This window comes from Nocardia sp. XZ_19_369 (genome assembly GCF_015355715.1).
Taxonomy (GTDB): Bacteria; Actinomycetota; Actinomycetes; order Mycobacteriales; family Mycobacteriaceae; genus Nocardia.
The window spans coordinates 451,550-478,038 of sequence record NZ_JACVED010000007.1 but is presented as its reverse complement, the minus strand read 5'-3'; the positions used below and the strand labels follow the sequence as shown (position 1 = coordinate 478,038).

General features: G+C 67.9%; 27 protein-coding genes. 14 read left to right on the top strand and 13 right to left on the bottom strand.

Annotated elements, in window-relative coordinates:
- Positions 1-55 precede the first annotated feature (55 nt).
- On the bottom strand, positions 56-1,030 hold the full coding sequence (locus IBX18_RS27420) for a YafY family protein (protein WP_194836359.1): 975 nt from the start codon (positions 1,028-1,030) through the stop codon (positions 56-58).
- A gap of 92 nt (positions 1,031-1,122) precedes the next feature.
- On the opposite strand from IBX18_RS27420, the gene IBX18_RS27415 reads away from it, so the two are divergent.
- Positions 1,123-1,770 (top strand): TIGR03086 family metal-binding protein, encoded by a 648-nt coding sequence (locus IBX18_RS27415; protein ID WP_194836358.1) that lies wholly within the window; start codon positions 1,123-1,125, stop codon positions 1,768-1,770.
- 114 nt (positions 1,771-1,884) lie between these two features.
- Here the strand turns inward: IBX18_RS27415 and IBX18_RS27410 are convergent, their stop codons facing one another.
- The 6 genes from IBX18_RS27410 to IBX18_RS27385 all read right to left on the bottom strand — a co-directional run bounded on the left by IBX18_RS27410 (position 1,885) and on the right by IBX18_RS27385 (position 6,229).
- Positions 1,885-2,859 carry a glycine betaine ABC transporter substrate-binding protein gene (locus IBX18_RS27410; RefSeq protein WP_194836357.1) on the bottom strand — a complete coding sequence of 325 codons (975 nt, stop codon included), beginning with the start codon at positions 2,857-2,859 and terminating at the stop codon, positions 1,885-1,887.
- Positions 2,856-3,638, bottom strand: a complete 783-nt coding sequence (locus IBX18_RS27405; RefSeq protein ID WP_194836356.1) for an ABC transporter permease — start codon at positions 3,636-3,638, stop codon at positions 2,856-2,858. Before IBX18_RS27405 ends, IBX18_RS27410 begins: the two co-directional genes overlap by 4 nt.
- Entirely contained in the window at positions 3,635-4,834 is a 1,200-nt protein-coding gene (locus IBX18_RS27400; protein WP_194836355.1) for an ABC transporter ATP-binding protein, read from the bottom strand. Before IBX18_RS27400 ends, IBX18_RS27405 begins: the two co-directional genes overlap by 4 nt.
- Positions 4,827-5,477 carry an ABC transporter permease gene (locus IBX18_RS27395; RefSeq protein WP_147137337.1) on the bottom strand — a complete coding sequence of 217 codons (651 nt, stop codon included), beginning with the start codon at positions 5,475-5,477 and terminating at the stop codon, positions 4,827-4,829. The genes IBX18_RS27400 and IBX18_RS27395 overlap by 8 nt, the downstream gene beginning before the upstream one ends.
- Before the next feature lie 105 nt (positions 5,478-5,582).
- Positions 5,583-5,975: a type II toxin-antitoxin system VapC family toxin gene (locus tag IBX18_RS27390; protein WP_194836354.1), complete on the bottom strand. Its 393-nt coding sequence runs from the start codon at positions 5,973-5,975 to the stop codon at positions 5,583-5,585.
- Positions 5,972-6,229, bottom strand: coding sequence for a type II toxin-antitoxin system VapB family antitoxin (locus IBX18_RS27385; protein WP_167768843.1), 258 nt, complete (start codon positions 6,227-6,229; stop codon positions 5,972-5,974). Before IBX18_RS27385 ends, IBX18_RS27390 begins: the two co-directional genes overlap by 4 nt.
- 160 nt (positions 6,230-6,389) lie before the next feature.
- On the opposite strand from IBX18_RS27385, the gene IBX18_RS27380 reads away from it, so the two are divergent.
- From IBX18_RS27380 to IBX18_RS27370, 3 genes are all read left to right on the top strand, one after another.
- Positions 6,390-7,043 carry a CHAP domain-containing protein gene (locus IBX18_RS27380; protein ID WP_194836353.1) on the top strand — a complete coding sequence of 218 codons (654 nt, stop codon included), beginning with the start codon at positions 6,390-6,392 and terminating at the stop codon, positions 7,041-7,043.
- Positions 7,044-7,254: 211 nt separating this feature from the next.
- Entirely contained in the window at positions 7,255-8,478 is a 1,224-nt protein-coding gene (locus IBX18_RS27375) for a hypothetical protein (protein WP_306796443.1), read from the top strand.
- Between the two features lie 289 nt (positions 8,479-8,767).
- On the top strand, positions 8,768-9,478 hold the full coding sequence (locus IBX18_RS27370) for a DUF1906 domain-containing protein (RefSeq protein ID WP_194836352.1): 711 nt from the start codon (positions 8,768-8,770) through the stop codon (positions 9,476-9,478).
- A 10-nt stretch (positions 9,479-9,488) separates the two neighbouring features.
- On the opposite strand, the gene IBX18_RS27365 is transcribed toward IBX18_RS27370, so the two are convergent.
- Both IBX18_RS27365 and IBX18_RS27360 read right to left on the bottom strand, forming a co-directional pair.
- Positions 9,489-9,848 (bottom strand): hypothetical protein, encoded by a 360-nt coding sequence (locus IBX18_RS27365; protein ID WP_194836351.1) that lies wholly within the window; start codon positions 9,846-9,848, stop codon positions 9,489-9,491.
- A 118-nt stretch (positions 9,849-9,966) separates the two neighbouring features.
- Positions 9,967-10,752 carry a hypothetical protein gene (locus tag IBX18_RS27360; protein WP_107659136.1) on the bottom strand — a complete coding sequence of 262 codons (786 nt, stop codon included), beginning with the start codon at positions 10,750-10,752 and terminating at the stop codon, positions 9,967-9,969.
- Positions 10,753-11,092: 340 nt separating this feature from the next.
- Between IBX18_RS27360 and IBX18_RS27355 the strand changes: the two genes are divergently transcribed.
- Positions 11,093-12,319, top strand: a complete 1,227-nt coding sequence (locus tag IBX18_RS27355; RefSeq protein WP_228541802.1) for a mannosyltransferase — start codon at positions 11,093-11,095, stop codon at positions 12,317-12,319.
- A 5-nt stretch (positions 12,320-12,324) separates the two neighbouring features.
- Here IBX18_RS27355 and IBX18_RS27350 read toward each other — a convergent pair whose 3' ends face one another.
- Both IBX18_RS27350 and IBX18_RS27345 read right to left on the bottom strand, forming a co-directional pair.
- The gene (locus tag IBX18_RS27350; protein ID WP_194836349.1) at positions 12,325-12,621 is read right to left on the bottom strand and encodes a 4a-hydroxytetrahydrobiopterin dehydratase; all 297 of its coding nucleotides are present in this window, start codon (positions 12,619-12,621) and stop codon (positions 12,325-12,327) included.
- Between the two features lie 96 nt (positions 12,622-12,717).
- Positions 12,718-12,894 (bottom strand): hypothetical protein, encoded by a 177-nt coding sequence (locus tag IBX18_RS27345; RefSeq protein WP_167768842.1) that lies wholly within the window; start codon positions 12,892-12,894, stop codon positions 12,718-12,720.
- A gap of 153 nt (positions 12,895-13,047) precedes the next feature.
- On the opposite strand from IBX18_RS27345, the gene typA reads away from it, so the two are divergent.
- The 6 genes from typA to IBX18_RS27315 all read left to right on the top strand — a co-directional run bounded on the left by typA (position 13,048) and on the right by IBX18_RS27315 (position 19,895).
- Positions 13,048-14,946, top strand: coding sequence for a translational GTPase TypA (gene typA / locus IBX18_RS27340; RefSeq protein WP_194836348.1), 1,899 nt, complete (start codon positions 13,048-13,050; stop codon positions 14,944-14,946).
- Positions 14,947-14,957: 11 nt separating this feature from the next.
- Positions 14,958-16,745 carry an ABC transporter family substrate-binding protein gene (locus tag IBX18_RS27335; RefSeq protein WP_306796442.1) on the top strand — a complete coding sequence of 596 codons (1,788 nt, stop codon included), beginning with the start codon at positions 14,958-14,960 and terminating at the stop codon, positions 16,743-16,745.
- Positions 16,742-17,617 carry an N-acetyl-1-D-myo-inositol-2-amino-2-deoxy-alpha-D-glucopyranoside deacetylase gene (mshB, locus tag IBX18_RS27330; protein ID WP_194836519.1) on the top strand — a complete coding sequence of 292 codons (876 nt, stop codon included), beginning with the start codon at positions 16,742-16,744 and terminating at the stop codon, positions 17,615-17,617. The genes IBX18_RS27335 and mshB overlap by 4 nt, the downstream gene beginning before the upstream one ends.
- A 179-nt stretch (positions 17,618-17,796) precedes the next feature.
- The gene (locus tag IBX18_RS27325; RefSeq protein WP_147137464.1) at positions 17,797-19,266 is read left to right on the top strand and encodes an amino acid permease; all 1,470 of its coding nucleotides are present in this window, start codon (positions 17,797-17,799) and stop codon (positions 19,264-19,266) included.
- 45 nt (positions 19,267-19,311) lie between these two features.
- Entirely contained in the window at positions 19,312-19,470 is a 159-nt protein-coding gene (locus IBX18_RS27320; RefSeq protein ID WP_167768841.1) for a hypothetical protein, read from the top strand.
- A gap of 26 nt (positions 19,471-19,496) precedes the next feature.
- The gene (locus IBX18_RS27315) at positions 19,497-19,895 is read left to right on the top strand and encodes a hypothetical protein (protein ID WP_306796441.1); all 399 of its coding nucleotides are present in this window, start codon (positions 19,497-19,499) and stop codon (positions 19,893-19,895) included.
- Here IBX18_RS27315 and IBX18_RS27310 read toward each other — a convergent pair.
- Together IBX18_RS27310 and IBX18_RS27305 are read right to left on the bottom strand one after the other, a co-directional pair.
- Positions 19,892-21,400: a PH domain-containing protein gene (locus IBX18_RS27310; RefSeq protein WP_194836518.1), complete on the bottom strand. Its 1,509-nt coding sequence runs from the start codon at positions 21,398-21,400 to the stop codon at positions 19,892-19,894. The genes IBX18_RS27315 and IBX18_RS27310 overlap by 4 nt on opposite strands.
- A gap of 59 nt (positions 21,401-21,459) precedes the next feature.
- Positions 21,460-21,957: a PH domain-containing protein gene (locus IBX18_RS27305; protein ID WP_194836346.1), complete on the bottom strand. Its 498-nt coding sequence runs from the start codon at positions 21,955-21,957 to the stop codon at positions 21,460-21,462.
- Positions 21,958-22,307: 350 nt separating this feature from the next.
- On the opposite strand from IBX18_RS27305, the gene IBX18_RS27300 reads away from it, so the two are divergent.
- From IBX18_RS27300 to dapC, 3 genes are all read left to right on the top strand, one after another.
- Positions 22,308-24,896, top strand: coding sequence for a bifunctional FO biosynthesis protein CofGH (locus IBX18_RS27300; protein WP_194836345.1), 2,589 nt, complete (start codon positions 22,308-22,310; stop codon positions 24,894-24,896).
- Between the two features lie 150 nt (positions 24,897-25,046).
- A complete protein-coding gene (gene fdxA, locus IBX18_RS27295) occupies positions 25,047-25,370 on the top strand; it encodes a ferredoxin (protein WP_107659126.1) in 324 nt (107 codons plus the stop codon).
- A 7-nt stretch (positions 25,371-25,377) separates the two neighbouring features.
- Positions 25,378-26,487 (top strand): succinyldiaminopimelate transaminase, encoded by a 1,110-nt coding sequence (gene dapC / locus IBX18_RS27290; RefSeq protein WP_194836344.1) that lies wholly within the window; start codon positions 25,378-25,380, stop codon positions 26,485-26,487.
- The last annotated feature ends 2 nt before the right edge of the window (positions 26,488-26,489 follow it).

Here is a 26,489-nt window from a genome sequence, read left to right as displayed (position 1 = left end):
ATTGGGGTCGGCCCGAGTTCGCTCGGGTCGGCTCGTCTGTTTCAGGGGCCCGTGATCAGTCGTCCAGACTTACGGCCTCGGTGTAGCGGCGCGCCAACGTGCGGATGTGCGCGACCAACTCGGGCGGACCTTCGACGCGGAAGTCCATCATCAGCATGCTGAGGTAGATGGCGATGGTTTCCAGTGCGTCGGCACCGGTCACCAGCACGCAGGTGTCGGCGTCGACGGCTTCCACGACACCGACGGCGGGATTGATTCGGGCAATGACTGTTTCGGCAGGGGCCAGGACGGTGACCCGCGCGTGCACCTTCCATGCCGTGCTCGCGATGTGCCGCATGACGAAGGCGACCAGGTCGTCGTCGGGCAGCGTGCGGGCGGCGAAGCGGCGGCTGCCCGGGCGCGCCTGCTGGATCCTGGCGACGGGAACCGCAGTCCAGGAATGGGTTTCGAGATGGTAGGCGACCAGGTACCAGCGGCGCTGCCAATTGATGAGTCGATAAGGTTCGACTTCCTCCTGGTGCACCGGGTCGATCTGCTCGATCGAAACCGTTGCCCCGTCACGGATAGCACCGGCCAGCGTGGTCAGGACCGCAGCCGGGACCGGGGCATCCGGTTCCCTGGAGCCGGTGGTGGCCGGGCCGATAGCGGTGGCCTCGCGCAGCGCGGTCACCTTGCGCTGCAAGCGTTTCGGCAGGATCTGGTCCAGTTTGGCGAGGGCGCGGGTGACGTTGTCGCTGATATCCGCGATCCCGGTGGCGCCGTCCTCGGCCAGTCCGACGGCGACCGCGACGGCCACCGCCTCGTCGTCGTCCAGCAGGAGCGGCGGCATGGTGGACCCGCGACCGAGCCGGTAACCGCCGATCGCACCACGTTGCGCCTGCACGGGATAGCCGAGTTCGCGCAGGCGCTGGATGTCGTTGCGCAGCGTGCGATCGGTGATGTCCAGCCGCTCGGCCAGTTCCCGGCCGGTGTGGGCGCGGTCTTGTAAAAGCGCCAGCAAACGCAGCACGCGCACTGTGGTCGGCGTCACATCAAGCCTCCGGAAATTTAGGAACGATATCAGCCTAATGGACTCATAAGCTCATGTCAGAAGCAAGGAACACCCACTCGAAAGGCTCCGACATGAACGCCACCAGCACCGCCATCGCCACCCTGACCCCCGTCTGGCGCGACGTGATCGCCGAGTCCTACCGCGCCCTGGCAACCGTGGTCGCCGGCGTCCGCGACGACCAGTGGCAGCTGCCGACCCCGTGCTCGGAGTGGAATGTGACGCAGGTGGTGCAGCACGCCGCGGGCGATCAGCTCGCCTACGCCGCGGCCCTCGGCATCGGCGGTGGCCCGTCCGAGAACCCCTTCGAGCCGTCCGGCCACATCGACGGCGCACCGGCCGCGCTGGTCGCCGACGCGATCGCGCAGACCGCCGCCGCCTGGGCCACCGTCACCGACGGCACCGAATCCGTGCCGACACCGCTGCCGCACGGCGCCCTCGCCACGCCGGTCGCCGCCGTGATGGGCGCACTGGACGCCGCGGTGCACGCCTGGGACATCGCGATCGCCACCGGCCAGCCGTCGCCGCTGACCGACGAACTGGCCGGCTACCTGCTCACCGCCGCGCGCACCGGGCACCCCGCACCCGGCAGTGGCGAGGAGGCGGAAATCGTTGAGCCGCTGCGTCAGTGGGGCGCCTACGCCGCGATCGTCGACGGTAAGTCCGAGGACACCGCGGTCGAGGAACTGCTGCGCTACCTCGGTCGTGACCCGCAGGCCTGAGGCACCCGTCAACGCTAGAAACGCACACCCTTTGATCTCCCGCACATCGAATCGCATGCGATTTCAGGTGCGGGAAATCAAAGGGTGTGCGGCCGTTGGTAGGACGTGCCGATGTCACCGAGCGGTGACGAACCCCTGCGCGACCATCCAGTCGCGGGCCACCTCGGCCGGCTCCCGGCCTTCCACATCGACCTGACGATTCAGCTCGGTGATCTCCTCGTTGGTGAGGCGCTCGGAGATCGGCTCCAGAACAGTGGCGACCTGGGGGTGCGCATCGGCGAAGGACTTCCGCATCACCAGTGCCGCATTGTATTTCGGGAAGAAACCTTGATCATCTTGCAACAGCACGAGATTCAGCGCGGGGATGCGGCCGTCGGTCGCGGCGACCGAGCCGAACCGGCACTGTTTGGCATCGGCGGTGGCCTGATACACCACGGCGTCCTGCACGATCTGCTTACGAACCTTGCCCGCGTCGATGTTGTATTTACGAGCCAGGCCGGGGAACCCGTCTTGGCGCACATTGAATTCGGTGCCGACACAGGTGGCCGCGGCCGCAGGGTCTTTCGCGATCAACGCGGCGTAGTCCGACAGTGTCCGGACGCCGGTCTCCTCGGCGGTACGCGAGCTGGTCACCAGCGCATAGGTGTTGTTCATCGGCGCCATCGCGGTCCACACCATGCCGTGCGCGGCGAGGTCGGCCTCGCGTACCGCCTCGAACTGGCCGACCTCGTCCGGGATCGGCGTCTCCTTGCCGAGGTAATTGATCCAGCCGGTGCCGGTGTAGTCGTAGGCGACATCGATCTGACCGTGCAGCTGGGCATCGCGAAGACTGTTGGAGCCCTGGATGTTCGTCAGGTCGCGCACCTCGGCACCCGCCGCCGACATGGCGAATTCGATGAGGTAGCCGAGGATGTTCTGCTCGGTGAAGTCCTTGGACCCCACGATGATTCGGGCGCCTTCGAGTTCGGGCACCGGACCGATGCTGCCCGGCCCGACCCGAAGGGGCACTGCGCCACCGGATTCCAGTCCGCAGCCCGCGACCAGCAGCAGCCCGGCCGTCACCGCCAGGCCACGCCACCACCGGTTCACTTCAGCCCCCTCGGTCCGAGGAACTGCTCGGCGAGCGCGCCGAGCCAATCGACCAGCAGGGCGAGCGCGACCGCGAGGACAGCGCCGACCACCAGCGTGACGTTGTCGCGCAGCTTGTAGCCGGTGTCGATGAGGATGCCGAGACCACCGGCGCTGACCAGGAAGGACAGGGTCGCGGTGCCGACCGCCAGCACCAGCGAGGTGCGCAGGCCGGCCAGGATGTAGGGCACCGCGAGCGGGAACTCGATGCGGCGCAACACCGTTACCGCCGACATGCCCTGTCCGCGCCCGGCGTCGGTGAGGGTCTGATCGACCTGCTGATAGCCGAGGATGGTGTTGCGCAGCACCGGAAGCAACGAATAGAACGCGATCGGCGCGACACCGATCCAGAAGCCGGTGGTGCGGGTGGCGAGATAGCACAGCACGATGAGCCCGACGGCCGGTGCGGCCGCGCCGATATTGGCGATACCGACGAAAACCGGTGCCAGACGGCGGTAACCGGGCCGGGTGAGCAGGGTGCCGAGCGGTACGGCGACCACGACGACGATCAAGACGACGGTCGCCGAGATCACCACGTGCTGCCAGGTGACGGTCATGATGTTGCGGGCATTGAGACTGGCCTGCTGGGTGGTGGTCAGGTCCCGGGCGAAGGCCCACACCAGCACGCCCGCGGTGAGCAGCAGCACGACCACCGGTTGGATGAGCAGCCGGATGCGTTCGGCCCGGCGCTGGGCGGCGGGCGCGGACGTCGCGGGTGGTGTGCCCGTGGCCGCCGTCACGGCGCCGCCCCCGGTGCGGGGCGGCCGGAGCCGTGCTCGGCGCGCATCGCCGACAGGTGCGCGACCAGCGTGTCGATGGTGATCAGCCCGACGTACTCGCCGCGCTTGCCGGTGACCACCGCGTTCGCCGTCTGATCGGCGAGCAAGGCCTCCAGCGCGTCCTGCAGGGTCGACCGCAGCGACAGCGGCTCGCCGATCGGGGATCCGGTGTCGCGCAACGAGTTCGCGTGCGCCAGGTGCTCGGATGATACCCACCGCAGCGGTCGGCGGTGCTTGTCGAGCACCAGCGCCCACGGCCAGTCCTGCCCGGCCAGCGCGGTCCGCAACGCCTCGACCGGCTCGTCCTCCGTGGCGGTCGGGCATTGCCCCAGTTCGACGTCGCTCACCCGGGTGAGGGTGAGCTGTTTGAGTGACGCGTCCGCGCCGACGAAGCCGGCGACCGTCTCGTCCGCGGGGTCGGCGAGAATCGCCGCCGGAGTGTCGTACTGCAGGATCCGGGACTGGTTGCCCAGCACCGCGATTCGGTCACCGAGCTTGACCGCCTCGGTGAAATCGTGGGTGACGAAGACGATGGTCTTGCCCAATTCGCCTTGCAGCCGCAGCAATTCGTCTTGCAGCAGGCCGCGGGTGATCGGATCGACCGCGCCGAACGGCTCGTCCATCAGCAGCACCGGCGGGTCGGCGGCGAGCGCGCGGGCGACGCCGACGCGTTGCTGCTGGCCGCCCGACAGCTGCCGGGGGTAACGGTCGCGATAGGTGTCGGGGTCCAGGCCCACCAGATCCAGCATCTCGTCGGTGCGGGCGGCGATCTTCTTGCGGTCCCAGCCGATCAGGCCGGGCACCGTCGCGACATTCTTGGCGACCGTCATGTGCGGGAACAAGCCGGCCTGCTGGATCGAGTAGCCGATGCCGCGGCGCAACTGGTCGGGGTTCATCGACGCGGCATCGCGCCCGCCGATGGTGATGGTGCCGGAGGTGGGCTCGATCAGCCGGTTGATCATCCGCATGGTGGTGGTCTTGCCGCAGCCGGAAGGCCCGACGAGCACGACGATTTCGCCCGCCGGGATGGTCATCGACACCTGGTCGACGGCCGGATCGCGCTGGCCGGGATAGTGTTTGGTGACGCTGTCGAGGACGATCTCCTCGCCGGACACCGCCGATTCGATGGCGCCGGAACGGGTTTCGGTGTCAGTCACGGATTCCCCTCGAGGTGGTGAGACGCCCGATCAGGACGTAGATCCCGTCCAGTACGAGCGCGAGGACAACGATCAGCACCGTGCCGACCAGGGCCTGTGGCACCGCGTTCGGGCTACCGAGGCGGGCGAGGCCGGAGAAGATCAGGTTGCCGAGTCCCGGGCCCTTGGCGTACGCGGCGATGGCCAGAATGCCCATGATCAACTGGGTGCTGACCCGCATGCCCGCCAAGACGGCGGGCCAAGCGAGGGGGAGTTCGATGGCAGTCAGTATTCGCAGCCGGTTCATGCCGACGCCGCGGGCCGCGTCGGTGACCGCGGGATCCACCGAGGACAGGCCGATGATGGTGTTGCGCAGGATCGGCAGGAGGGCATAGAGCACCAGCGCGGTGATCGTCGGGGCGACACCGAGGCCGAGTATCGGGATCAGCAGGCCGAGCAGTGCGAACGACGGCACGGTGAGGATGGCGCTTGCCACGGCAGTCGCGATCGAGGAGCCGAGCGGGCTGCGGTGCACCAGGATGCCGATCAGCACCGCGACGATCGTCGCGAGCAGCACCGACTGCACCACCGCCGACACATGCAGATAGGAGTCGATGAGCAGCTGATGCCGCCGGTGTACTACGAAGGTCCACAGCGTGTCCAGGGTCGTACCTCCCCGTCGCCCGGTGTCCTGGGAGGGTAGCGCGGATTCGGTTCGCCCGGACGGTATTCCGGACGGCGGCGCGCCGCCCGGAATCTAGCTCCGTGGTCAGACCGCGGATCGGATATCGGTATGGCCGAAGTCGTTGCCCTTGTACAGCAGCGGCTTCTTGGTGACGGTGGCGAGTGCGTAGGCGAAGCAGTCGCCGAGGTTGAGTTGTGCTTTGTGTCCGCTGCCCTTGCCGAAATCGCGATACGCGGCACGTGCGATAGCGGCCTGCTCCAGCGAGACGGGAGCGAGATCGATGTCGCCGTCGTTGATCAACTCCGCGAACCGGCGCGCGATGATCGGGTCCGTACTGCGATCTACTTTGATCGCCACTTCGAAGTGGTTGACCACCGACATCGACCGGCTCTCCGCCGAATCGAGTGCATCGATGAAGCTGCCTCGTTCGGGTTCCCGGTTGATGATGGCGAGCAGAGCCGATGCGTCGACGATCATGCGGGCAGCCCCTGATCGTCGTAGAGATCATCGGTGGTCAGCAAGGTGCGGGTCTCCGGTGTCATCCTGGCGTCGATATCCGCCACGATCTCCCAGAGTCGTGCCTTGCGGGTCTGTCGTGCCGCTTCGCGCTCGGCATCCAGTTCTTTCAACATGCGTTTCAGTGCCTCCTCGACAACGCTGGTTTGGGACATCCCCGTCCGCTCCGCTGCCTCACGCACCAAGGCGTGCACCTTCTCATTCTTTATGTTCAAGCCCATTGGATTCTACCTTCCAGGACCAGGATGGTAGACACTCTACCCTGGTACCTGCGTTCAGAGAAATGATTATTCGAGCGGGAACCGTGCGCCCCCCTCGTTCGTCCAACTCAGCAAGGACCAACGACGGTCACGAGCACGATGAACCGGGGGACAGATGGCGGAGCGACAGGTCAGCACCTCGCATCGGGTACGTTCCCGCAGCGCAGGCGCCAGGCACGGCCGCCCGGACCGGCACACCGGTCCGTGGCTCGCGGTGGCGCTGGTGGTCATCGCGCTCGTGGTGGCGGGGGCATTGGGAGTGCGCTGGTGGCAGGACCATTCGAACCCGGCCGCGATCGTCGGGCAGCGCGGCACCGAGTTCCCGGTGATCGACCGATCGACGCTGGACCAGACACAAACTCAGGTCATCGCGGTGACGGAGCGGGAGTTTCGTGACCCGGGCGCGGGCACCAAGTACGCCGAAGGGGTGACCGAACCGTGGTGCGCGGACTTCGTGAGCTGGGTGATGCGCGAAGCGGGTGCACCGCTGGCGAACCCGAATTCGGGCTCGTGGCGGATCCCCGGGGTGTACACCCTGCAGGAGTACTACGCGAGCGCCGGAAGGTTCGCGCCCATCGGCTACCAACCGCGCACCGGTGACGTGCTGCTCTACGACAGCACCAGTCCGTTCGGTCAGCACACCAACATCGTGCTGAAGTCCGACGCGGGCACCGTGACAACCATCGGCGGCAACGAGTTCGGTGAGATCAGCATTCACACGTTCCGGTTGGCCGATGCGGGGGGAATTGTCGGATTCGGGCGATTGTGAGAACCGTTGTCGGCCAACGGCGGTCGGTGCGGGGTGCGCGAGTCGGGCGAGCCGCGGTGCTAGCCCTACGATAGAAGTGGCGGCGCCCGGCAGCGCCGTCGCCGATCCCCGCCCTGCCTCCCCCTCATCGGCAGGACGGGGATCTCGGGTTCAGACTCGTGCAAGTTCCGGGCAATGTCGGTCGCGTAGCGTGTCGAGTGTCCATCGAGAGGTGAGGGTTCCGGAACATCTGATGCAGCCGACCGACGAAACGAGCAGCGATCCCGCCTGGATCGACTATGCCGACTTCGGCGCGCACTTCGTCACCGCCGCGGTGACGAAGGACCGGATCGAGGCCGCGGTGGCCGGGATGACCGGCCGCGGCATGACGATCGGCCCGTTCTCGCTGGGTCCGGCCGGCCTGGCGGGCTTCGTCGCCGAGGGCAAGGTCGGTAAGCCGGAGGTGGTGCACAGCGGTCCGCATGTCACCTTCCAGGTCACCGTTCCGGTGTCGTTGGCGCTGAAGGTGATGCTCGGCGGCAAGAAATTGCGGCTGGAAGCACGCGTCGAGATCGACCTGACCCTGCACGCGCGCACCGCCGACCCGCTGCTGATCGTCATCGACATCCCGCCGGTCACCCCGCCGGATGTCAGCTTCGTGCTGCGCGCCCAGGCGGTCGACGCGGCCGGAGAAGTGCTGCTCGACCCGATCGCGGGACTGGTGCAACGCGAGGTCGCCGCCCGGGTGAACGGCATGCTCGCCGACCCGCAGGCACGGCGCAGCCGAGTCTTCGACGTCGAGGCCATCGTGAGCGGCACCCCTTCGACGCACCGCGAACAGGCCGAGTTCGACTGGATCGGCTACGACGAATTCGGGCATCGGTTCTTCTCGCACATCGTCACCCGGGATCGGGTGTTCGACGTGGTGGAGCGGATGGCGGGACGGCCGATCGAGGTCGGCCCGCTCAAGACGGGGCCGGGTAAATCGGCGACGGTCACCGTGCGCGGCAATGTCCGGGTGCCACAGCTGGCCGACAAGGCGGACACACCACGCGCTTTCGACCTGACGCTGCCGGTCAGCCTCGACATCACCGTGGACGTGCTGAAGGCCAATCGCTATCGCGCCGATGTCGAGGTGCCGCTGGTGTTGACCGCGCGCGCCGCCGACCCGCTGCTCATCGTCATCGACGTGCCGCCGCCGGATCCGGACGATATCCGGCTGGAGTTCAAGGCACACGGTGTCCGCGCGGCGACGCTCGGCGCCCTCGCGGGGATCAAGAAGCAGGTGATCGCCCAGGTCGCCGGCGTAGTGCGGAAAGAACTCGCGGACAGCTCGGGCCGGACCATAGACGTCGCCGCTCGTATCGGGTCGTCGGCTCCCCGGAGTACTTCTGGCGCGTCCGCCGATTCAGAGACCGACTCCGCAGACTCGGCAGAGGCGTCCAGCCGGACCTAGCCACCGGTACCGCTCGCCGGTGATAGTTCGCGTCTCGTGCCAGGAGTAACCGATTCTTGCGAAGCTAAGTCTTCGCGAAATCCAGCGTGCCGGATTCCGTAACCCGTGCCCGAAGCAGGTCGACCCATGTGACCAATGTGAATGGGTGTGTCCCGTGGGTCTGGCGGTTCCCAAGTGAATATGGTGAAATAAGTACACGTTCGAGGCTCCCGGCGCGTACGCAATGTTTGGGGAAGGTGCGCCGGGCACGCTGCCAGCCATAGTCGGGGTTGCGCGAAGGAGTCCTGCGATGCGTTCCATTTCGGTGTCCCGGCGTGAGCTATTCGGGTACGCCGCGGCTGCGGCCGCGCTCGGCATGACCGCCGCGGCGACACCCGCCACCGCCGCCGATGCCTACGGCACCCTCATCGACTACTCGGGCGGCGTGCCGTCAGCGGAGTCGATCAGGGACGCCGGGCATCTCGGCGTGATCCGGTACGTCTCCGACCGGCGTCCCGGTGCGGAGTGGATGGCGGGCAAGCCGCTGCGCGCCGACGAGGTGGACCAGCTGCACGACGCCGGCCTGTACATCGTGTCCTGCTACCAATTCGGCAAGGGGCCCACCGCCGACTGGCGCGGCGGACTGGAGGCGGGCAAGAAGCACGCCCAGCGCGGGCTCGACTTGCACCGTGCCGCAGGCGGTCCCGACAACGTGCCGATCTACGCCTCCATCGACGACAATCCGACCGCGGTCGACTTCGCCACCATGATCGCGCCCTATCTGCTCGGCTGGGAGTCGGTGCTCGGCAAGGAGAACACCGGCATGTACGCCAACGCCCCCACCATCGAACTGGCCCACGTCGCGGGCCTGGGTTCCTGGTACTGGCAACACAATTGGGGCTCCAAGGGCGTCTTGCACCCCGCAGCGCACCTGCACCAGTTCGAGATCGACAAGCGCTCACTGGACGGCATCGGCATCGATCTGAACAACATTCTCGCCGCCGACTTCGGCCAGTGGTAGCCCGCCGGACCTAAGTCTGGCAGTGGCTCAGCGGTGCTTCGCGCAGATCGGGTTCCTCGTCGGGCACCACCCGCAACGTCGGGCGCGTGTCCGGTGCCTCGTGATCGCCGAGCCAGGAGAACAGCGACCACCGGGACAAACCGGAGAACGCCGAACCCAGGCTGGTGAACGAGAACGAGGAGATAGCCGACCCGAACGAGCCGATGGAGCCGATCGACAGCACCGAGCCGACGCTGCCGATCGAAAGGATCGAGTAGGCCGAGCCGATGGACAGGATGGAGCCCTCGGATCGGATGGACAGTATCGATCGATGCGAGCGCCTGCTCCGGATGGAGTGGCCGGGCCGTATCGAATGTTCGATCGTCGCCATAGTTAGCGGTCTACCACAATCGCCACCCGCGCACGCGTCATCGCGGCGATTCGGCAGCGGGATGTCGTACAGACGACAAAGGCGGCGACCACAATGGGTCGCCGCCTTCATCGGAAAATCATGCGACGGTGAAGAATCCGAGCGTCGGCAGGAAAGAGCAGGTGCGCGGGTCGGCGTCGTCGGCCTTGGTGGTCAGCGAGCCGGACACCACCGCGACGACCCGGCCGGAACCGGTGTCGGCGATCGCGGACAGCGTGGCCGGGCCACCGGGGTTGATCTTGGCCTCGTCGGTCAGCGGCTGGAAACCGGTCTGCCGGGTGTCCAGGTTCATCCACTGCACCGTCATCGGCGGGTTCTGTTCCGCGGTCGGCGCCTTGGTGCCGAGCGCGGTGAACACGAACCCGGCCTGACCGGCCTTCGGTCCGGGCGGCGGCAGCTGGGCCGGGCCGGACACCGCGAGCGCGGTACCGATCGAGTCGGCGGTCGGGCCGATGCAGCCCTTGCCGATGGTCGGGTACAGGAACTGGGCGATGACCGGACCGTCCTGCGGCAGTTCGGGGCCACCGCCACCGCTGCCGTCCAGGAAGGTGATGATCCGTTCCAGGGTGGACTTGATCTGCGGCGGCAGGCCCAGCGTCGCGAGCAGCCTGCGGGCTTGATCGAGGATGGCGGACTGCGGACCAGCCGCGATATCGGCGGGGCCGGCGATCGAACCGATGATGGCGGGGGCCAGGGCGGCGAGGGCGTCGATCGGGACGCCTTCCGGAACCATCGGCACGGTGTTCGGGGACGCCGCAGGCGCGGGCGCGGGCGCCGCGACTGCTGTCGTCGGCGCGGCAAGCGTGGCGCTCGCCGCGATGGCGAGCGCGGACAATGCAATCCGCGATCCTCGGGTGCGAAGCACTGGTCTAGCCGTCCTTACCTCGGGTACATCTGGGGCCGATGCTGAAAAGCCATCGTTTCGGGGGTCACTCTAGGGACATCGCGGCTATGTGTACAGCTGCAGCGCCCTACTGATGGTGCGGACGATCAGTGTTATCAGACGTTAGCGTGCCCCAGGTGTTACTGGTGTTAAAGGTGATGCAAATGTTATCAGTGATTCCCATGGAGCCACTGATGCCAGGGTGCGACGACCGGGATCGACGCTGCGGTTAATCTAGTCGCAGCCGTCCATCCTTGTCGCCGAACACTCGCATCGCCGGGTGCCGGGCCGACGTACCGCACCCGAGTCGAAAGCCTGCGATTTGAACCGTCAACTCCGATGGGCTGTCTCGGCACTCGGTCTGTCCGTGCTGGCCAGGCTGCTCTGGATGTTCTTGAACAAGAACGGGATCAACGTCGTCGACCTCCACGTGTACGTGGACGGCTCGGCGTCGCTGCTGACCGACCGGCTCTACGACTTCACCTACGCGGAGAAGACCCCGGACTTCCCGCTGCCGTTCACCTATCCACCGTTCGCGGCGCTGGTGTTCTTCCCGCTGCACTATTTGCCCTTCACGGTCGTCGCCGTCGGCTGGTTGCTGGCCACCGTCGCCGCGCTCTACGCCGTCGTGCGGATCGCGCTGGAATTGATCCTCGGCGCGGAGCGGGTGCGCGAGCCGGGCTGGCAGGCGGCTGCCGTCGGCTGGACCGCGCTGGGCCTGTGGATGGAGCCGGTGCGGACCACGATCGACTACGGCCAGGTCAACGTCTTCCTGGTGCTCGGCGCGATGGTCGCGGTGCGCAGTTCCCGGTGGTGGCTGTCCGGCGGGCTGATCGGCGTCATCGCCGGGATCAAGCTGACGCCGGCGATCAGCGGGCTGTACTTCGTCGCGCAGCGGCGCTGGCTCACCGTGGTGTGGTCGGCGGCGGTGTTCGGCGCGACGGTCGGGATCAGCTTCCTGATCGCCCCGCATATGGCAGACCATTACTTCGGCAAGCTGATCGGTAAGGCCGACCGGATCGGTCCCGTCGGCTCGGTGTGGAACCAGTCGCTGCGCGGCGCGCTGAGCCGGATCCTGGGGTACGACGTGGAATCCGGCCCGTGGTGGCTGGCGGGGGTCGTGGTCGTCGCGGTGCTGGCCCTGCTGGCCTGGCGGGCGCTCGCGTTCGACGACCGGATGGGCACGCTGATCGTGGTGCAGATGTTCGGGCTGCTCGTCTCGCCGATCTCCTGGTCGCACCACTGGGTCTGGCTGCTGCCGACGGTGTTGTGGCTGCTCTACGGTCCGCTGCGGCAGGCGCCCGGCGCCAAGATCATGGCGGGCTACTGGCTGGTGACCACGTTGATCGGGGTGCCGTGGGTGCTCTCGTTCGCCCAGGACTCGATCTGGACCATCCCGCGACCGGCCGTGCTCGCCTGGCTCGGCACGGTGAACGTGCTCGGGGCGCTGGTGTTCTTCGTCTGGGTGATCAAGGTCGGCCGTCGCCCGCAATCGGACCCGCCGGAGACGGCGCGCGTGCTCGCCGTGGGCCGCACGCGCGCCGCCTAGGGGTATCAGCCGAGCTTCGCGGCGAACTGGTCGATCTTGCGGGCCAGCTCGACGTCCAGCGCGGTGAGGCCGCCGGAATCATGCGTGGACAACGCGAACGCGACCTTGCGCCAGCGAATATCGATATCGGGATGGTGGTTGGCCGCCTCGGCCGCTTCGGCGACCTCGCGGACCAGCTCGATGCCGGCGAGGAAGGTCGGCGCCTGGACGGTGCGGGTCAGGACATCGCCGTCCCTGGTCCAGCCCGGGAGTTCGGTCAGGGCCTCGGCGAGTTCGGTTTCGGTCAGCAACGGAGCACTCATAACCCGGTTCTACTCCTGTGCCGGGAGTGATGTCCGTCATTGCCGGATCAATCGAGCGCAGCGGGTCGCGCGGGCCGCTGCGGCGGCGCGAAAAGGTCAGGCGGCGCGCGCCTGCTTGAGCGCTTTCTTGAGGTCTTTGCCGCAGATGCCTGCGGCTTCGCACTTCTTCATACGCATAATGACCACAGGGCATTTCAGGCAGCGCGTCTTTTTTCGACAGCACTTTTTCTTCGGTTTCAAGCGTGAAACCTGCTTAGCCTTGACCTTGCCCATGTCGGTTAGCATACCCTTAGTACGGTGCCTGAAGCGTTGGGGTGACCCGAACGCAGGTAGGGTGTATATGGCCGCAATGCCCGGTGAGTTTCGATTCTCCACCTGTTTGCAGGGGTCGGCCGGTACCAACACCTAACAGCAGGAGGATTCAGCGTGTCGTCTGCGCGCGATTTTCGCAACGTCGCCATCGTGGCCCACGTCGACCACGGTAAGACGACGCTGGTCGACGCCATGCTCCGCCAATCCGGCGCCTTCGCCGAACGGGCCGAGCTCGTCGATCGGGTGATGGACTCCGGTGACCTGGAGCGCGAGAAGGGCATCACCATTCTCGCCAAGAACACCGCGGTGCATAAGCACCACGTGGACGGTTCCGTCACCGTCATCAACGTGATCGACACACCGGGCCACGCCGACTTCGGTGGTGAGGTCGAACGCGGCCTGTCCATGGTCGACGGTGTCGTGCTGCTGGTCGACGCCTCCGAGGGTCCGCTGCCGCAGACCCGGTTCGTGCTGCGTAAGGCACTTGCCGCGTCGTTGCCGGTGATCCTGGTGGTCAACAAGACCGACCGTCCCGACGCCCGGATCGAGGAGGTCGTAGAGGAGAGCCACGACCTGCTGCTCGACCTGGCCTCCGATCTGGACGACTCCGCCGCCGAGGCCGCCGAGCTCGCGCTCGACCTGCCGGTGCTCTACGCCTCCGGCCGTGAGGGCAAGGCGTCGAAGGAGCGTCCGGAGAACGGGCACGCGCCCGACGCCGAGAACCTCGACGCACTGTTCGAGGTGCTGCTCAACAACATCCCGGCGCCCAAGGGTGATCCGGCCGCGCCGCTGCAGGCGCACGTCACCAACCTGGACGCCTCGGCGTTCCTCGGCCGCCTAGCGCTGGTCCGCATCTACCAGGGTGAGCTGCGCAAGGGCCAGAATGTCGCGTGGATGCACGCCGACGGCGTCAAGCAGGTGAAGATCACCGAGCTGCTGCAGACGATCGGTGTCGAGCGGCAGCCCGGCGAGGTCGCCGTGGCCGGTGACATCGTCGCCATCGCGGGCATCCCGGAGATCATGATCGGCGACACCCTCGCCGACGTCGACAACCCGGTCGCGCTGCCGCGCATCACCGTCGACGAGCCCGCCATCTCGGTGACCATCGGCACCAACACCTCGCCGCTGGTCGGCCGGGTGCAGGGCCACAAGCTCACCGCCCGCATGGTGAAGTCACGCCTGGACCAGGAACTGGTCGGCAACGTCTCGCTGCGCGTGCTCGACATCGGCCGCCCGGACGCCTGGGAGGTGCAGGGCCGTGGTGAGCTCGCGCTGGCCATCCTGGTCGAGCAGATGCGCCGCGAGGGCTTCGAGCTGACCGTCGGCAAGCCGCAGGTGGTCACCAAGCAGGTCGACGGCAAGGTGCACGAGCCCTACGAAGAGCTCACCATCGACTGCCCCGACGAGTACCTCGGTGCGGTCACCCAGCTGCTGGCCGCCCGCAAGGGCAAAATGGTGCAGATGGCCAACCACAGCGCGGGCTGGGTGCGGATGGAGTTCATCGTCCCGTCGCGCGGCCTGATCGGCTTCCGCACCGACTTCCTCACCGAGACCCGCGGCACCGGCATCGCCAACGCCGTGTCGCACGGCTACGCGCCGTGGGCAGGCGAGATCCGGGCCAGGCACACCGGTGCGCTGGTGTCGGACCGGGCCGGCTCGGTGACCCCGTTCGCGATGATCCAGCTCGCCGACCGCGGCCAGTTCTTCGTCGAGCCGGGTGCGGACACCTACGAGGGCATGGTCGTGGGCATCAACCCGCGCGCCGAGGACCTCGACATCAACGTGACCCGCGAGAAGAAGCTGACCAACATGCGCAGCTCGACCGCGGACGTGTTCGAGACGATGGCCAAGCCGCTGCACCTCGATCTCGAAGCGGCGATGGAGTTCTGCGCCGACGACGAGTGTGTCGAGGTCACCCCGGAGGTGGTCCGCGTGCGCAAGGTCATCCTCGGTGCGACCGAGCGTGGTCGCGAGAACTCGCGCCGGAAGGCTCGGGACCGGGCCGCGCTGTAAATCGCGGTAGAGTGCGCAGCGTGAGCTCGGGGGCTGTATCTGGTCGCGCCACGTGGCGCGCACTGCTGGTCATCGTGACGGCGTCGTTGACGGTGTTCGCCGGTTGCACGGCGAACCCGCCACCGCCGATCGAGAGCACCGACAGCCCGAAGACCACGCCCGCCAAACCGGGCAAGACGACGGTGGTCGCCGCGATCGACACCATCGGCATCGGCTTCAATCCGCACCTGCGTTCGGATCAGTCGCCGGCCACCGCGGCGTTGAGCTCGATGGTGCTGCCCAGCCCCTTCCGTCCGGTGCCGAACCCGGTGGCGCCCAACGTCACCGACTGGGTGCCGGACACCTCGCTGATCAGCACGGCCGATGTCACCGCGCAGGAGCCGTTCACCATCACCTACACGCTGCGCAACGAGGCGAACTGGTCCGACGGTGCGCCGATCGCCGCCGAGGACTTCCAGTTCCTGTGGCAGCAGATGATCTCGCAACCCGGTGTGGTCGACACGGCGGGCTACCGGTTGATCACCGACATCGGTTCCGCGGGCGGCGGCAAGACGGTGACGGTGACGATGCGCGAGCCGTACCCGGCGTGGCGGCAGCTGTTCGCCAATCTGCTGCCGTCGCATCTGATGAAGGATTCGCCGGGCGGATTCCAGGACGGCTGGGTGCAGAGCATCCGGGTGTCGGGCGCGCAGTTCGCGATCAAGAACATCGACCGCGGCCGCGAGGAGATCCTGCTCGAGCGCAACGCCCGCTTCTGGGGTACCCCGGCCGCGCCGGACGAGATCCTGTTGCGGCGCGGCGGAACTCCCGCGCAACTGGCGGAGTCGCTGCGCACCAACGACGCGCAGATGACGCTGGTGCACGGCGGGGTCGCGACGCAGGCGCAGCTGGCCGCCATCCCGTCGGTGCGCACCGCGATCATGCCGCAGTCGCGGGTGCTGCAGCTCGCGCTCAACGGCCGGACCGGTCCGGTGAGCGATATCCGGGTCCGCCGCGCGGTGCTCGCACTGCTCGATCCCGCGCTGCTGGCCACGGTCGGCGCGCAGACCGGCGGCTGGGTGGAACCGGCTCGCGCGCAAATACTTTCACCGTCCGACCCCGGCTACGCGCCGACCGCGCCGCCGCGGCCACCGGCCGAGGAGGCCTTCGCGTTGCTCGCGGACGCGGGCTACGGCCGTGCGCCGGAGCCGCCGCCGGTGAATTCGCCGACCTCGCCCGCGCCGACCCCGCGGCCGGTCGCGAAAAACGGTAAGTCGCTGACGATGCGGATCGGTGCGGTGGAGGGCGACCTCACCGCGCTCGCGGTCGCGAACACCGCCGCCGACCAATTGCGCAGTGCCGGAATCGATGCCACGGTGCGCAGCGTGGCCGCCGATCAGCTGTACGGCCGCGAGCTCGTCGAAGGAACGGTCGACGCGATAGTCGGCTGGGAGCGTGCGGGTTCCGATCCGGCCACCGTGCTCGCCTCCCGATATGGTTGCCCGCCACCGGATCCCGCCACGGGCACCGCGGGAACCGCACAGCAGAGCGCGGATCCGGCGCGGCGAGCGCCCGCCAACCTGTCCGGCGTGTGCGACCCGGCGCTGCAGTTCCCGATCGACGAAGCGTTGCGCGGCATCGAAACCGGCCGCGTGATCGCCGAGGCCGAGCCCAAGCTGTGGGAGCTGGCCACGGTGCTGCCGATCGTGCAGGACAACCTGGTCGCCGCGGCGGGCCCCCGGGTCGACGGTGCGTCGCTCAGCGGCAGCATCCAGGTCGGTATCTTCGGTGACGCCGGACAGTGGCGAAAGATCCAATGACCGGCGGTCTGCTGCTGGTGCACGCGCACCCGGACGACGAATCCATCACCACCGGCGGCACCATCGCGCACTACCGCCGCCGCGGCGTGCCGGTGACCGTGCTGACCTGCACCCTCGGTGAAGAGGGCGAGGTGATCGGGGACGAGTGGGCGCAGCTCACCGCCGACCGTGCCGATCAGCTCGGCGGCTATCGCATCCTCGAACTGACCAGGGCCTTGCAGGCTTTGGATGCCGCGCCGCCGCGCTTCCTCGGCGGGGCGGGACACTGGCGCGATTCCGGGATGGCGGGCACCCCGGCGGCGGAGAAGCCGCGCGTCTTCGTGAAATCCGGCGACGAGGCGGTGCAGGCGCTGACCGAGGTGATCCTGGAGCTGCGGCCGCAGGTGGTGATCACCTACGACCCGAACGGCGGCTACGGCCACCCCGACCACATGCGCGCCCACCAGATCACCACGGCCGCGATACCTGCCGCGGCCGAACGCGGTTGGGACACACCGAAGTTCTACTGGACCGTCACCGACGCCGACATGCTGCGCCAGCACACGGCCGCGCTGGCCAAGCGCACCGTGGACGGGCTCCCCGGCAGGCTGCCGCCGGGTTGGCGGCTGCCCGGCGAGGGTGAGCTCGCGAGCGTGTCGAGCCGCACCGTGACGACCACCCTCGACGTGTCCGACGCGCTGGCCGCCAAACGCGCCGCGCTGCGTGCCCACGCGACCCAGGTGACGGTCGCGCCGTCCGGTCGCGAATTCGCGCTGTCCAATAATGTTGCTCAGCCGGTACTGCCGGAGGAGTGCTTCGTCCTTGTCCGAGGTCGATGGGGTCCGGTCGGAGCGGATGGCCGCGAACATGATCTGTTAGCTGGACTTGAATAACGAACTTCTGTCGATTGTCCGGCTAGCCTTCCGCAGTTCCTGCCATATCACGGCATAATCACCGAATGCCTCCTGAACTGCGAATATTCGTAGCTTGAGGGTTGCTGTCACCTCGAAAACTTTCGCCGGGTACCGTTCCCGTGATCTCGAATTCATCGATGTGGAGGGCGAAGCGGTTCATGACGGCGGTCGGCGACAAGGCGCACCTCAGCATCGAGGACGAGGGGTATCACAAGAGTCTCAAGCCGCGGCAGCTGCAGATGATCGCCATCGGTGGCGCCATCGGCACCGGGCTGTTCCTCGGCGCGGGCGGCAGGCTCGCCAACGCGGGACCTGGCCTGTTCCTCGTCTACGGCGTCTGCGGATTCTTCGCGTTCCTCATCCTGCGTGCGCTCGGTGAACTGGTGCTGCACCGGCCCTCGTCCGGGTCGTTCGTCTCCTACGCGCGTGAGTTCTTCGGCGAGAAGGCCGCGTTCGTGGCCGGCTGGATGTACTTCCTCAACTGGTCGATGACCGGCATCGCCGACACCACCGCCATCGCCCAGTACTTCCACTACTGGTCCGGATTCAGCAGCGTCCCGCAGTGGCTGCTCGCGCTCATCGCGCTGGTCGTGGTGCTCAGCATCAACCTCATCTCAGTGAAGTGGTTCGGCGAGATGGAGTTCTGGGCCGCGCTGGTCAAGGTGTTCGCGCTGAGCGCGTTCCTGATCGTCGGCACCATCTTCCTGATCGGCCGCTTCACCGTGCAGGGGCACCCGACCGGGCCGAGCGTGATCGCCGAGAGCGGCGGCCTGTTCCCGACCGGCGTGCTGCCGCTGGTCGTCGTGGTCTCCGGCGTCGTGTTCGCCTACGCCGCGGTCGAATTGGTCGGCACGGCGGCGGGCGAGACGGAGAACCCGGCCAAGATCATGCCGCGCGCGATCAACTCGGTGATCGCCCGCATCGCCATCTTCTACGTCGGCTCGCTGGTCCTGCTCGGCCTGCTGCTGCCCTACACCGCGTACACGGCCAAGGAAAGCCCGTTCGTCACCTTCTTCACCATGCTCGGCGTGCCCGGCATCGGCAGCGTGATGAACCTGGTGGTGCTCACCGCCGCGTTCTCCAGCCTCAACGCCGGGCTGTACTCGACCGGGCGCATCCTGCGGTCCATGTCGATGAACGGCAGCGCGCCGAAGTTCACCGGCGTGATGGGGCGCAACGGCGTGCCCTACGGCGGCATCCTGCTGACCAGCCTGATCGCGCTCGTCGGCATCGCGCTCAACGGCGTGGTGCCGGATCGGGCCTTCGAGATCGTGCTGAACATGGCCTCGCTCGGCATCGTCGCCTCCTGGGCCACCATCGTGCTGTGCCAGTTGCAGCTGTGGCGGTGGTGCCAGCAGGGCAAGGCGGAGCGGCCGTCGTTCCGGATGTTCGGCGCGCCCTATACGGGCCTGCTGACGCTGGTGTTCCTGTTCTTCGTGGTGGTGCTGACCGGTTTCGACTATCCGGTCGGCACCTGGACCGTCGCCTCGCTGGCGCTGATCATCCCGATGCTGATCGTCGGCTGGCTGGTCGCGCGCAAGCGGGTGCTGTCCATCGCCGAGGAGCGCGCGGGCTACACCGGCGAGTTCCCGGTGGTCGCCAACATCCCGATGGATGGGGACAAGTGATCATGCGGGTCCCGCCCGTGGCAACGCCGGAATAGACTCGTTCGCATGTACAACTGGTCGGTCCAGGACGCGATCGTCGCGTTCGTGGACAGCATGAAGCCGAACTGGCAGGCGCAACACGACCTGTACCTGAGGGTGCTGTACGGGTTCGTCGATATGCAGAGCCACCTGCTGACCCTCCTCGGCTTCCCACCGGTGCCGTGAGGGCGGCCGTCGACGGTCAGGTGCCCGTGACATACCGGGAGATACCCACCGCCGCGCTGCCCTGGCTGGCGCCGCTCACCTTGGCGGTGCTGGTGCTCGACGCATTCATCACGCTGGCGCTGGAGGTGCTGTACCTGCCGTTCTACTTCGGCAGCACCGCGTTCCCGCTGTCGGGTGTGCTGGCCGGTGCGGTGAATATCGCGCTGGTGCTCGGCGTCCGCGCCGTCTCGCCACGGACCGCCGCGATGTTCTTACCCTTGGCCGCTTGGACTTTCGGGTTCCTGATCTGCGCGAGCACCGGTCCCGGCGGGGACATCATGCTCGCCAGCGACTGGCGCACCGTGCTGTTGCTGTTCTGCGGTTTGGTGCCGCCGCTGGTGTTCATCTACGTCCGGGTCAACTCCGGGTTGTTCAGCAAGCGTTAGCGACTGCCCAGCTGGCCGGGGGTCACCGCATCGATGAGGGCCCAGGCTTCGTCGAGCGGGATATCGACCACGTGATACCGCTTCTTGCCCGCGGCGGCGGCCGCGACCAGGGTGGCGACGCCTGCCCGGCGCTGGAAGAAGGTCTGCCGGACGGTCCAGCCGATCACGCCAGGGGCCTCCAGGCAGTCGCGGTCGCGGTCCAGTGAGCCGGAACGCGTGATCAGCCAGGTCGGGCTGGTGGGGGTCGCCGGGAGCACGGTGTGGCCGAGGCCGCGATAGCGGTCCTCCGCCAGCGCGAGCGCGACCGGAACCAGTAGCACGGGGACCAGCCACCACCACGGCGAAAAGTCCGCGCCCGCAACGGAAAAGGCGAACATGACGAGCGCCGCCACGGCGATCGGGGTCAGCGTGCGGGTATGGCGCCTGCGGCGGGCGACCGGCCCGTGCGCGAGCAGCGGCGCGCTACCGGGGCTCGGGCCCCCGGCGGGCCGGGCAATGGTCTTGTCCTGGAACTCGTTCGGTGCGAGCAGGTGGCTGAGGGTGTGCTCGATGGCGGTGCGCGGCGCCTGGGGGAGGATCTTCTGGCGCGGGTTCTCCCCGACCATGATCGCCTCCAGCTCGGCGGCGCCGGCCAGGCGCAGCAGCAGCGGCTCGTTCACCGTCGCGCCGCGGAAGCGGGCCAGATCCAGGGTGATCTGGCGGGTGGTGAACAGGCCGTGCCGCAGGTGCAGCGTCCGGCCGTCGTCGGTGACCCGCAGGCCGAAATACGTTGTCAGATAACGGGCACAGGCGGCGAGGCTGACCACCAGCACGATCGCCGCGATGAGCGCGATGGTGCCGAGGGCGATGATCACCGCGCCGCCGTTCTCCACCCGCTGCACGGCGTCGGAACGGAACAGCACCTGGCCGACGCCGTACTGGAAGGCCAGACCGACGATCGGCGCGACGATCGCGAAACCCGTCAACGACAGTGGCGCGTACCGCACCCAGCTCGGATTCCAATGGGCGATCTCGCGCCGGGACCGTGCCTCCGGGGCTTTCGCCAGAGTGACACCGGCCGGGTCGACGGTCGGAGCAGGTTGTCCGGCAACGCTTTGCGGCGTTCCGGTGTGCGCGAGCAGCGCGGTACGCAGGTCGGGCACCAATCGTGCGTCCAGCGCGTCCAACTTGAACTTCTCGCCCGACTCCGCCTGCTGCCCGGTGCCGATGGCCAGCACCGCGAGCCCGAGCATGCGGTGCAGCAGGTCCGCCTCGATGTCCACCGACCGGATCCGGGACCGCGGCACCGCCAGCTTCTTGCGCTGGATCAACCCGGTGCGCAGCTCGACATGGGTCGGCCCGACCCGATAGGTGGTGGTGAACCAGCGGGTCAGCGCGAACCCGACGATCAGGATCAACGGGAAGATGCTCCATACGTGGTTGCCGCTGCTGGTGCCGAGGATTACCGAGCCGATCAGCACCGGAATGAACTTGATCACCTCGGTGACCGGGTGCACCAACAACATTCGCTTGTCCAGCCGCGACCACGGTTGATCCGTCTCCGGCGCGAGCGCCTCCACCGAATTCACGTGGCGTCTCCGCGATGCTGCGCGGCGATCCGGGTCAGCCGGGTCACCGTCTCCTCGGCCACCGGCAGGTCGAGGGCGGAGATCTGCACCGCGCCCGCGGACGAGGCGGTCGTCACCGTGACCGTGGCCAGCCCGAGCAGCCGCTCCAAGGGTCCGCGTTCGGTGTCCACCGTCTGCACCCGCGAGATCGGCGCGACCCGGCTCTCCTGCGACAGCCAGCCGACCCTGGTGTAGACCGCCTCCTCGGTGACCTCCCAGCGATGCACCGCGTACCGCCACCACGGCACCACGGCGATGTTCAGCACCGCGAGCACCAGCGTCACCAGGAACACCGTCAGCTGCCACCCTCGATGCCCGGAGTCGAGGATCGCCCAGACGAGCTGCGCCGCGAACGGAACCACCCAGACCAGAGCACCCTGCACGGTCCACAGGAGTTTGGCCTTGGGGCTGGGACGCCAGGCCGGATCGGCCATGATCGTGCGCGGCTGCGACATGCTTGCCATGGTTCCATGAACTTCGGCCGCCGGGGCTGCCGATCGTGTGCGGCGCGGCGGACCTGGCAGCCGCACCACGCCGGTCGCCGCGGGATTTCGCGGTCGACGATGGAATAGGCCTGCGCTTCGCGCAGTTGTCAACGCTCACACGGTCCCTCGTTCGCAGAGGGCGCGTGGTGAGCGCAGCGTCCCGGCCCGGTGAGTCCCGGTCGCTACGCTCAGTCATTACCTCGGAAGGAGACAGGTCCGGATGGTTAGCGCATGATCGAGGACGTGACTGAGCGCAGCGAAGGAACCATAGACACAGCACTGCCGGTCACGGCGGAGCCGAGCGTCAGCGAGGCGCAGTCGTGACTGAACTGCCGAACCCGAGCATTCCTGCCGCACCGCCTTCGCCATCGGCTATGCGGAGGGCGCTGCGGCGAGCCCGTGACGGCGTCACGTTGAACGTGGACGAGGCCGCGGTGCTGCTGCATGCGACCGGCGACGATCTGAAGGATCTGAGTCACAGCGCGGCCAGAGTCCGCGACGCGGGGCTGGAGTCGGCGGGGCGGCCGAAGACGATCAGCTACTCGCGCAATGTCTTCATCCCGCTGACCCGATTGTGTCGCGACAAGTGCCACTACTGCACCTTCGTCACGGTGCCCGGCAAGCTGCGCGCCGAGGGCACGGGCATGTTCCTGGAGCCGGACGAGGTGCTCGACATCGCCCGCCGCGGCGCGGCCCTCGGCTGCAAGGAAGCACTCTTCACGCTCGGCGATCGCCCCGAGGACCGCTGGCCCGAGGCCGCGCAGTGGCTCGACGAGCGCGGCTACGACTCCACCCTGGACTACCTGCGCGCCGTCTCCATCATGGTGCTGGAGGAGACCGGCCTGCTGCCGCATTTGAATCCGGGTGTGATGTCGTGGGAGGAGATCTCCAGGCTCAAGCCGGTCGCGCAGTCGATGGGCATGATGCTGGAGACCACCGCAACCCGGCTGTTCACCGAGAAGGGCAACTGCCACTACGGCAGCCCGGACAAGGATCCGGCGGTCCGGCTGCGCGCCATCACCGACGCGGGCAGGCTGTCGGTGCCCTACACCACCGGCCTGCTGGTCGGCATCGGCGAGACGCTGACCGAGCGCGCCGAGTCGATCATGGCGATTCGTAAGCAGCACAAGGCTTTCGGGCACATCCAGGAAGTGATCATCCAGAACTTCCGGGCCAAGGACGACACCGCCATGCGCGATGTCCCCGACGCGGGCATCGAGGAGTTCCTGGCCACCATCGCGGTGACCAGGCTGCTGCTCGGCCCGGACGTGCCGGTGCAGGCGCCGCCGAATCTGGTGTCGCACGAGGACTGCCAGGCGCTGATCGACGCGGGCATCGATGACTGGGGTGGCGTGTCGCCGGTGACGGTGGACCACGTGAATCCGGAGCGGCCGTGGCCGAATCTGGACACCCTGCGCGAGATCACCGAGGCGGCCGGCTACCAGCTGGTCGAGCGGACCTCCGCGCATCCGAAGTACGTGCGGGCGGGAAGTCCATGGATCGATCCGCGGATCGGCGTGCATGTCGCCGCGCTCAGTGATCCGGCGACCGGCCTGGCGAACCCGGACGCGATGCCGGTCGGCCTGCCCTGGCAGGAGCCGGACCAGTCCTGGGAATCCGCAGGACGAGTCGACCTGAACACCGCCATCGACACCGAGGGCCGCAACACCGAGAGCCGCAGCGACTCCGCGATCGGCCAGGACGTGGTCGGCGCCTTCGGCGATTGGGACACCATCCGCGAACAGGCCCGCGATCTCGCGATCGTCGCGCCGGAACGGCTCGACTCCGAGGTGCTCGCCGCGTTGCGTGCGGCCGAGAAGGACCCGGCCGGGCTCAGCGACGCCGAGTATCTGGCGTTGGCCACGGCCGACGGCGCGAACCTGGAGGCCGTCGCCGCGCTGGCCGATCAGTTGCGCCGCGACACCGTCGGCGACGACGTCACCTACGTGGTGAACCGGAACATCAACTTCACCAACATCTGCTACACCGGCTGCCGGTTCTGCGCGTTCGCCCAGCGCAAGGGCGACGCCGACGCGTTCACGCTGAGCATGGACGAGGTCGCCGACCGGGCCTGGGAGGCGCACGTCGACGGCGCCACCGAGGTCTGCATGCAGGGCGGCATCGACCCCGACCTGCCGGTCACCGGCTACGCCGACATCGTGCGGGCGGTGAAGCAGCGGGTGCCGTCCATGCACGTGCACGCGTTCAGCCCGATGGAGATCGTCAACGGCGCTTCGCGCGGCGGGCAGAGCATTCGGGACTGGCTGGTCGCGCTGAAGGAGGCCGGCCTGGACACCATTCCGGGCACCGCCGCCGAGATCCTGGACGACGAGGTGCGCTGGGTGCTCACCAAGGGCAAACTGCCGACCTCCGCCTGGATCGAGGTGATCACCACCGCGCATCAGATCGGCCTGCGCTCCAGCTCGACCATGATGTACGGCCACGTGGACAACCCGAAGCACTGGGTCGGGCACCTACGCGTGCTGCGCGGAATCCAGGACGAGACAGGCGGTTTCACCGAATTCGTGCTGCTGCCGTTCGTGCATCAGAGCGCGCCGCTGTACCTGGCGGGCGCCGCACGACCGGGGCCGACCAACCGGGACAACCGGGCCGCGCACGCGCTGTCGCGGATCATGCTGCACGGCCGGATCGACAACATCCAGACCAGCTGGGTGAAGCTCGGCACCACCGGCACCAGGGTGATGCTCACCAGCGGCGCCAACGACGTCGGCGGCACGCTGATGGAGGAGACCATCTCCCGGATGGCGGGCTCGCAGCACGGCTCGGCGAAGACCGTCGCGGAACTGGTGGACATCGCCGCGGGCATCGGCCGGCCGGCCCGCGAACGGACCACCACGTATGGCGTTCCGCAGCACAAGTTTTCGGCACTGCCGCTCTCGGTCGGCTAGCCGCGTAGGCTTTCGGTGGCGCTGCACGAGAAGTGGCGTGCGGAACATCTGAAGTTAGGCAAGGCTGACCCGGAGTAGCGTGGGGTGTCCGGATAGGGTTTCGCTGGGCGGACTATCCCCGCAAGGTGAGGACAGACTAGGAGAACGGCAGTGCCGTACATCATCGCTGAACCGTGCGTTGACGTGAAGGACAAGGCATGCATCGAGGAATGCCCCGTGGACTGTATCTACGAGGGTGGTCGCATGCTGTACATCCATCCCGACGAGTGCGTGGACTGTGGTGCATGTGAACCGGTGTGCCCGGTGGAGGCCATCTTCTACGAAGACGACACCCCGGACCAGTGGAGCGGCTACGTGAACGCCAACGTCGACTTCTTCAACGAGCTGGGCTCGCCCGGCGGCGCGACCAAGGTCGGCCAGGTCGACCACGACCCGCCGTTCATCAAGGAACTGCCCCCCATGGCGAGCGAGTAGCTCTGCCGTGTCCGTTCGTGGCCGGGTCAGCAGTCTGCTTCCCGATTTTCCCTGGGACACCATCGCTTCGGTGAAGGCGAAGGCGGCGACCCATCCGGGCGGGATCGTCGACCTGTCGGTCGGCACCCCGGTGGACCCGGTCGATCCGATCATCCGCGCGGCTTTGAGTGCGGCGGCCGCGGTGCCGGGCTATCCGGCCACCCACGGCACGCCGGAGCTGCGCGCGGCCGCGGTCGACGCGCTCAAGCGGCGCTACGGGATCACCGGCCTCGACCCGGCGGCGGTGCTGCCTGCGATCGGCACCAAGGAACTGATCGCCGGACTGCCCCGGCTGCTGGGCCTGGGTGCGGACGACCTGGTCGCCATCCCGGAGGTCGCCTACCCGACCTACGAGGTCGGCGCGCTGCTCGCGGGCACCCAGATCGCGCGCGCCGACGGGCTGACTCAGCTCGGTCCGCGCACGCCTGCCTTGCTGTTCGTGAATTCGCCCTCGAACCCGACCGGGCGCGTGCTGGGGGTCGACCACCTGCGCAAGGTCGTCGAGTTCGCCAGGGAGCGTGACGTGATCGTCGCCTCCGACGAGTGCTACCTCGGCCTCACCTGGGAGGGTCGGGCGGTCTCCATCCTCGATCCCGAGGTGTCCGACGGCGAGCATACGAACCTCCTTGCCGTGCATTCGCTTTCGAAGACCTCCAACCTGGCCAGCTACCGGGCCGGTTTCGTCGCGGGCGATCCCGCGCTGATCGCCGAACTGCTCGAGGTGCGCAAGCACGCGGGCATGATGGTGCCGTTCCCCATCCAAGCCGCGATGACCGCCGCCCTCGGCGACGACGCGCACGAGTCGCAGCAGCGTGAGCGATACCGGGCGCGGCGTGAAATCCTGCGAAAGGCCTTGCTGGCCGCCGGTTTCCGGATCGACCATTCGGAGGCGGGACTGTACCTCTGGTCCACCCGCGGCGAACCGTGCCGGACCACCCTGGAGTGGCTCGCCGAGCGCGGCATCCTCGCCGCCCCCGGCGACTTCTACGGGCCGACCGGCGCCGAACACGTGCGGATCGCGCTGACCGCCACCGACGAGCGCATCGCCGCCGCCGCCGAACGACTGACCGCAGGCTGACC

Coding starts and splice junctions, on each gene's coding strand:
- IBX18_RS27415 (WP_194836358.1), top strand. CDS start 1,123: ATGAACGCCACCAGCACCGCCATCGCCACCCTGACCCCCGTCTGGCGC.
- IBX18_RS27390 (WP_194836354.1), bottom strand. CDS start 5,975: ATGATCGTCGACGCATCGGCTCTGCTCGCCATCATCAACCGGGAACCC.
- IBX18_RS27380 (WP_194836353.1), top strand. CDS start 6,390: ATGGCGGAGCGACAGGTCAGCACCTCGCATCGGGTACGTTCCCGCAGC.
- IBX18_RS27370 (WP_194836352.1), top strand. CDS start 8,768: ATGCGTTCCATTTCGGTGTCCCGGCGTGAGCTATTCGGGTACGCCGCG.
- IBX18_RS27365 (WP_194836351.1), bottom strand. CDS start 9,848: ATGGCGACGATCGAACATTCGATACGGCCCGGCCACTCCATCCGGAGC.
- IBX18_RS27350 (WP_194836349.1), bottom strand. CDS start 12,621: ATGAGTGCTCCGTTGCTGACCGAAACCGAACTCGCCGAGGCCCTGACC.
- IBX18_RS27345 (WP_167768842.1), bottom strand. CDS start 12,894: ATGGGCAAGGTCAAGGCTAAGCAGGTTTCACGCTTGAAACCGAAGAAA.
- mshB (WP_194836519.1), top strand. CDS start 16,742: ATGACCGGCGGTCTGCTGCTGGTGCACGCGCACCCGGACGACGAATCC.
- IBX18_RS27325 (WP_147137464.1), top strand. CDS start 17,797: ATGACGGCGGTCGGCGACAAGGCGCACCTCAGCATCGAGGACGAGGGG.
- IBX18_RS27320 (WP_167768841.1), top strand. CDS start 19,312: ATGTACAACTGGTCGGTCCAGGACGCGATCGTCGCGTTCGTGGACAGC.
- IBX18_RS27310 (WP_194836518.1), bottom strand. CDS start 21,400: ATGTTGTTGGTGCACCCGGTCACCGAGGTGATCAAGTTCATTCCGGTG.
- IBX18_RS27305 (WP_194836346.1), bottom strand. CDS start 21,957: ATGTCGCAGCCGCGCACGATCATGGCCGATCCGGCCTGGCGTCCCAGC.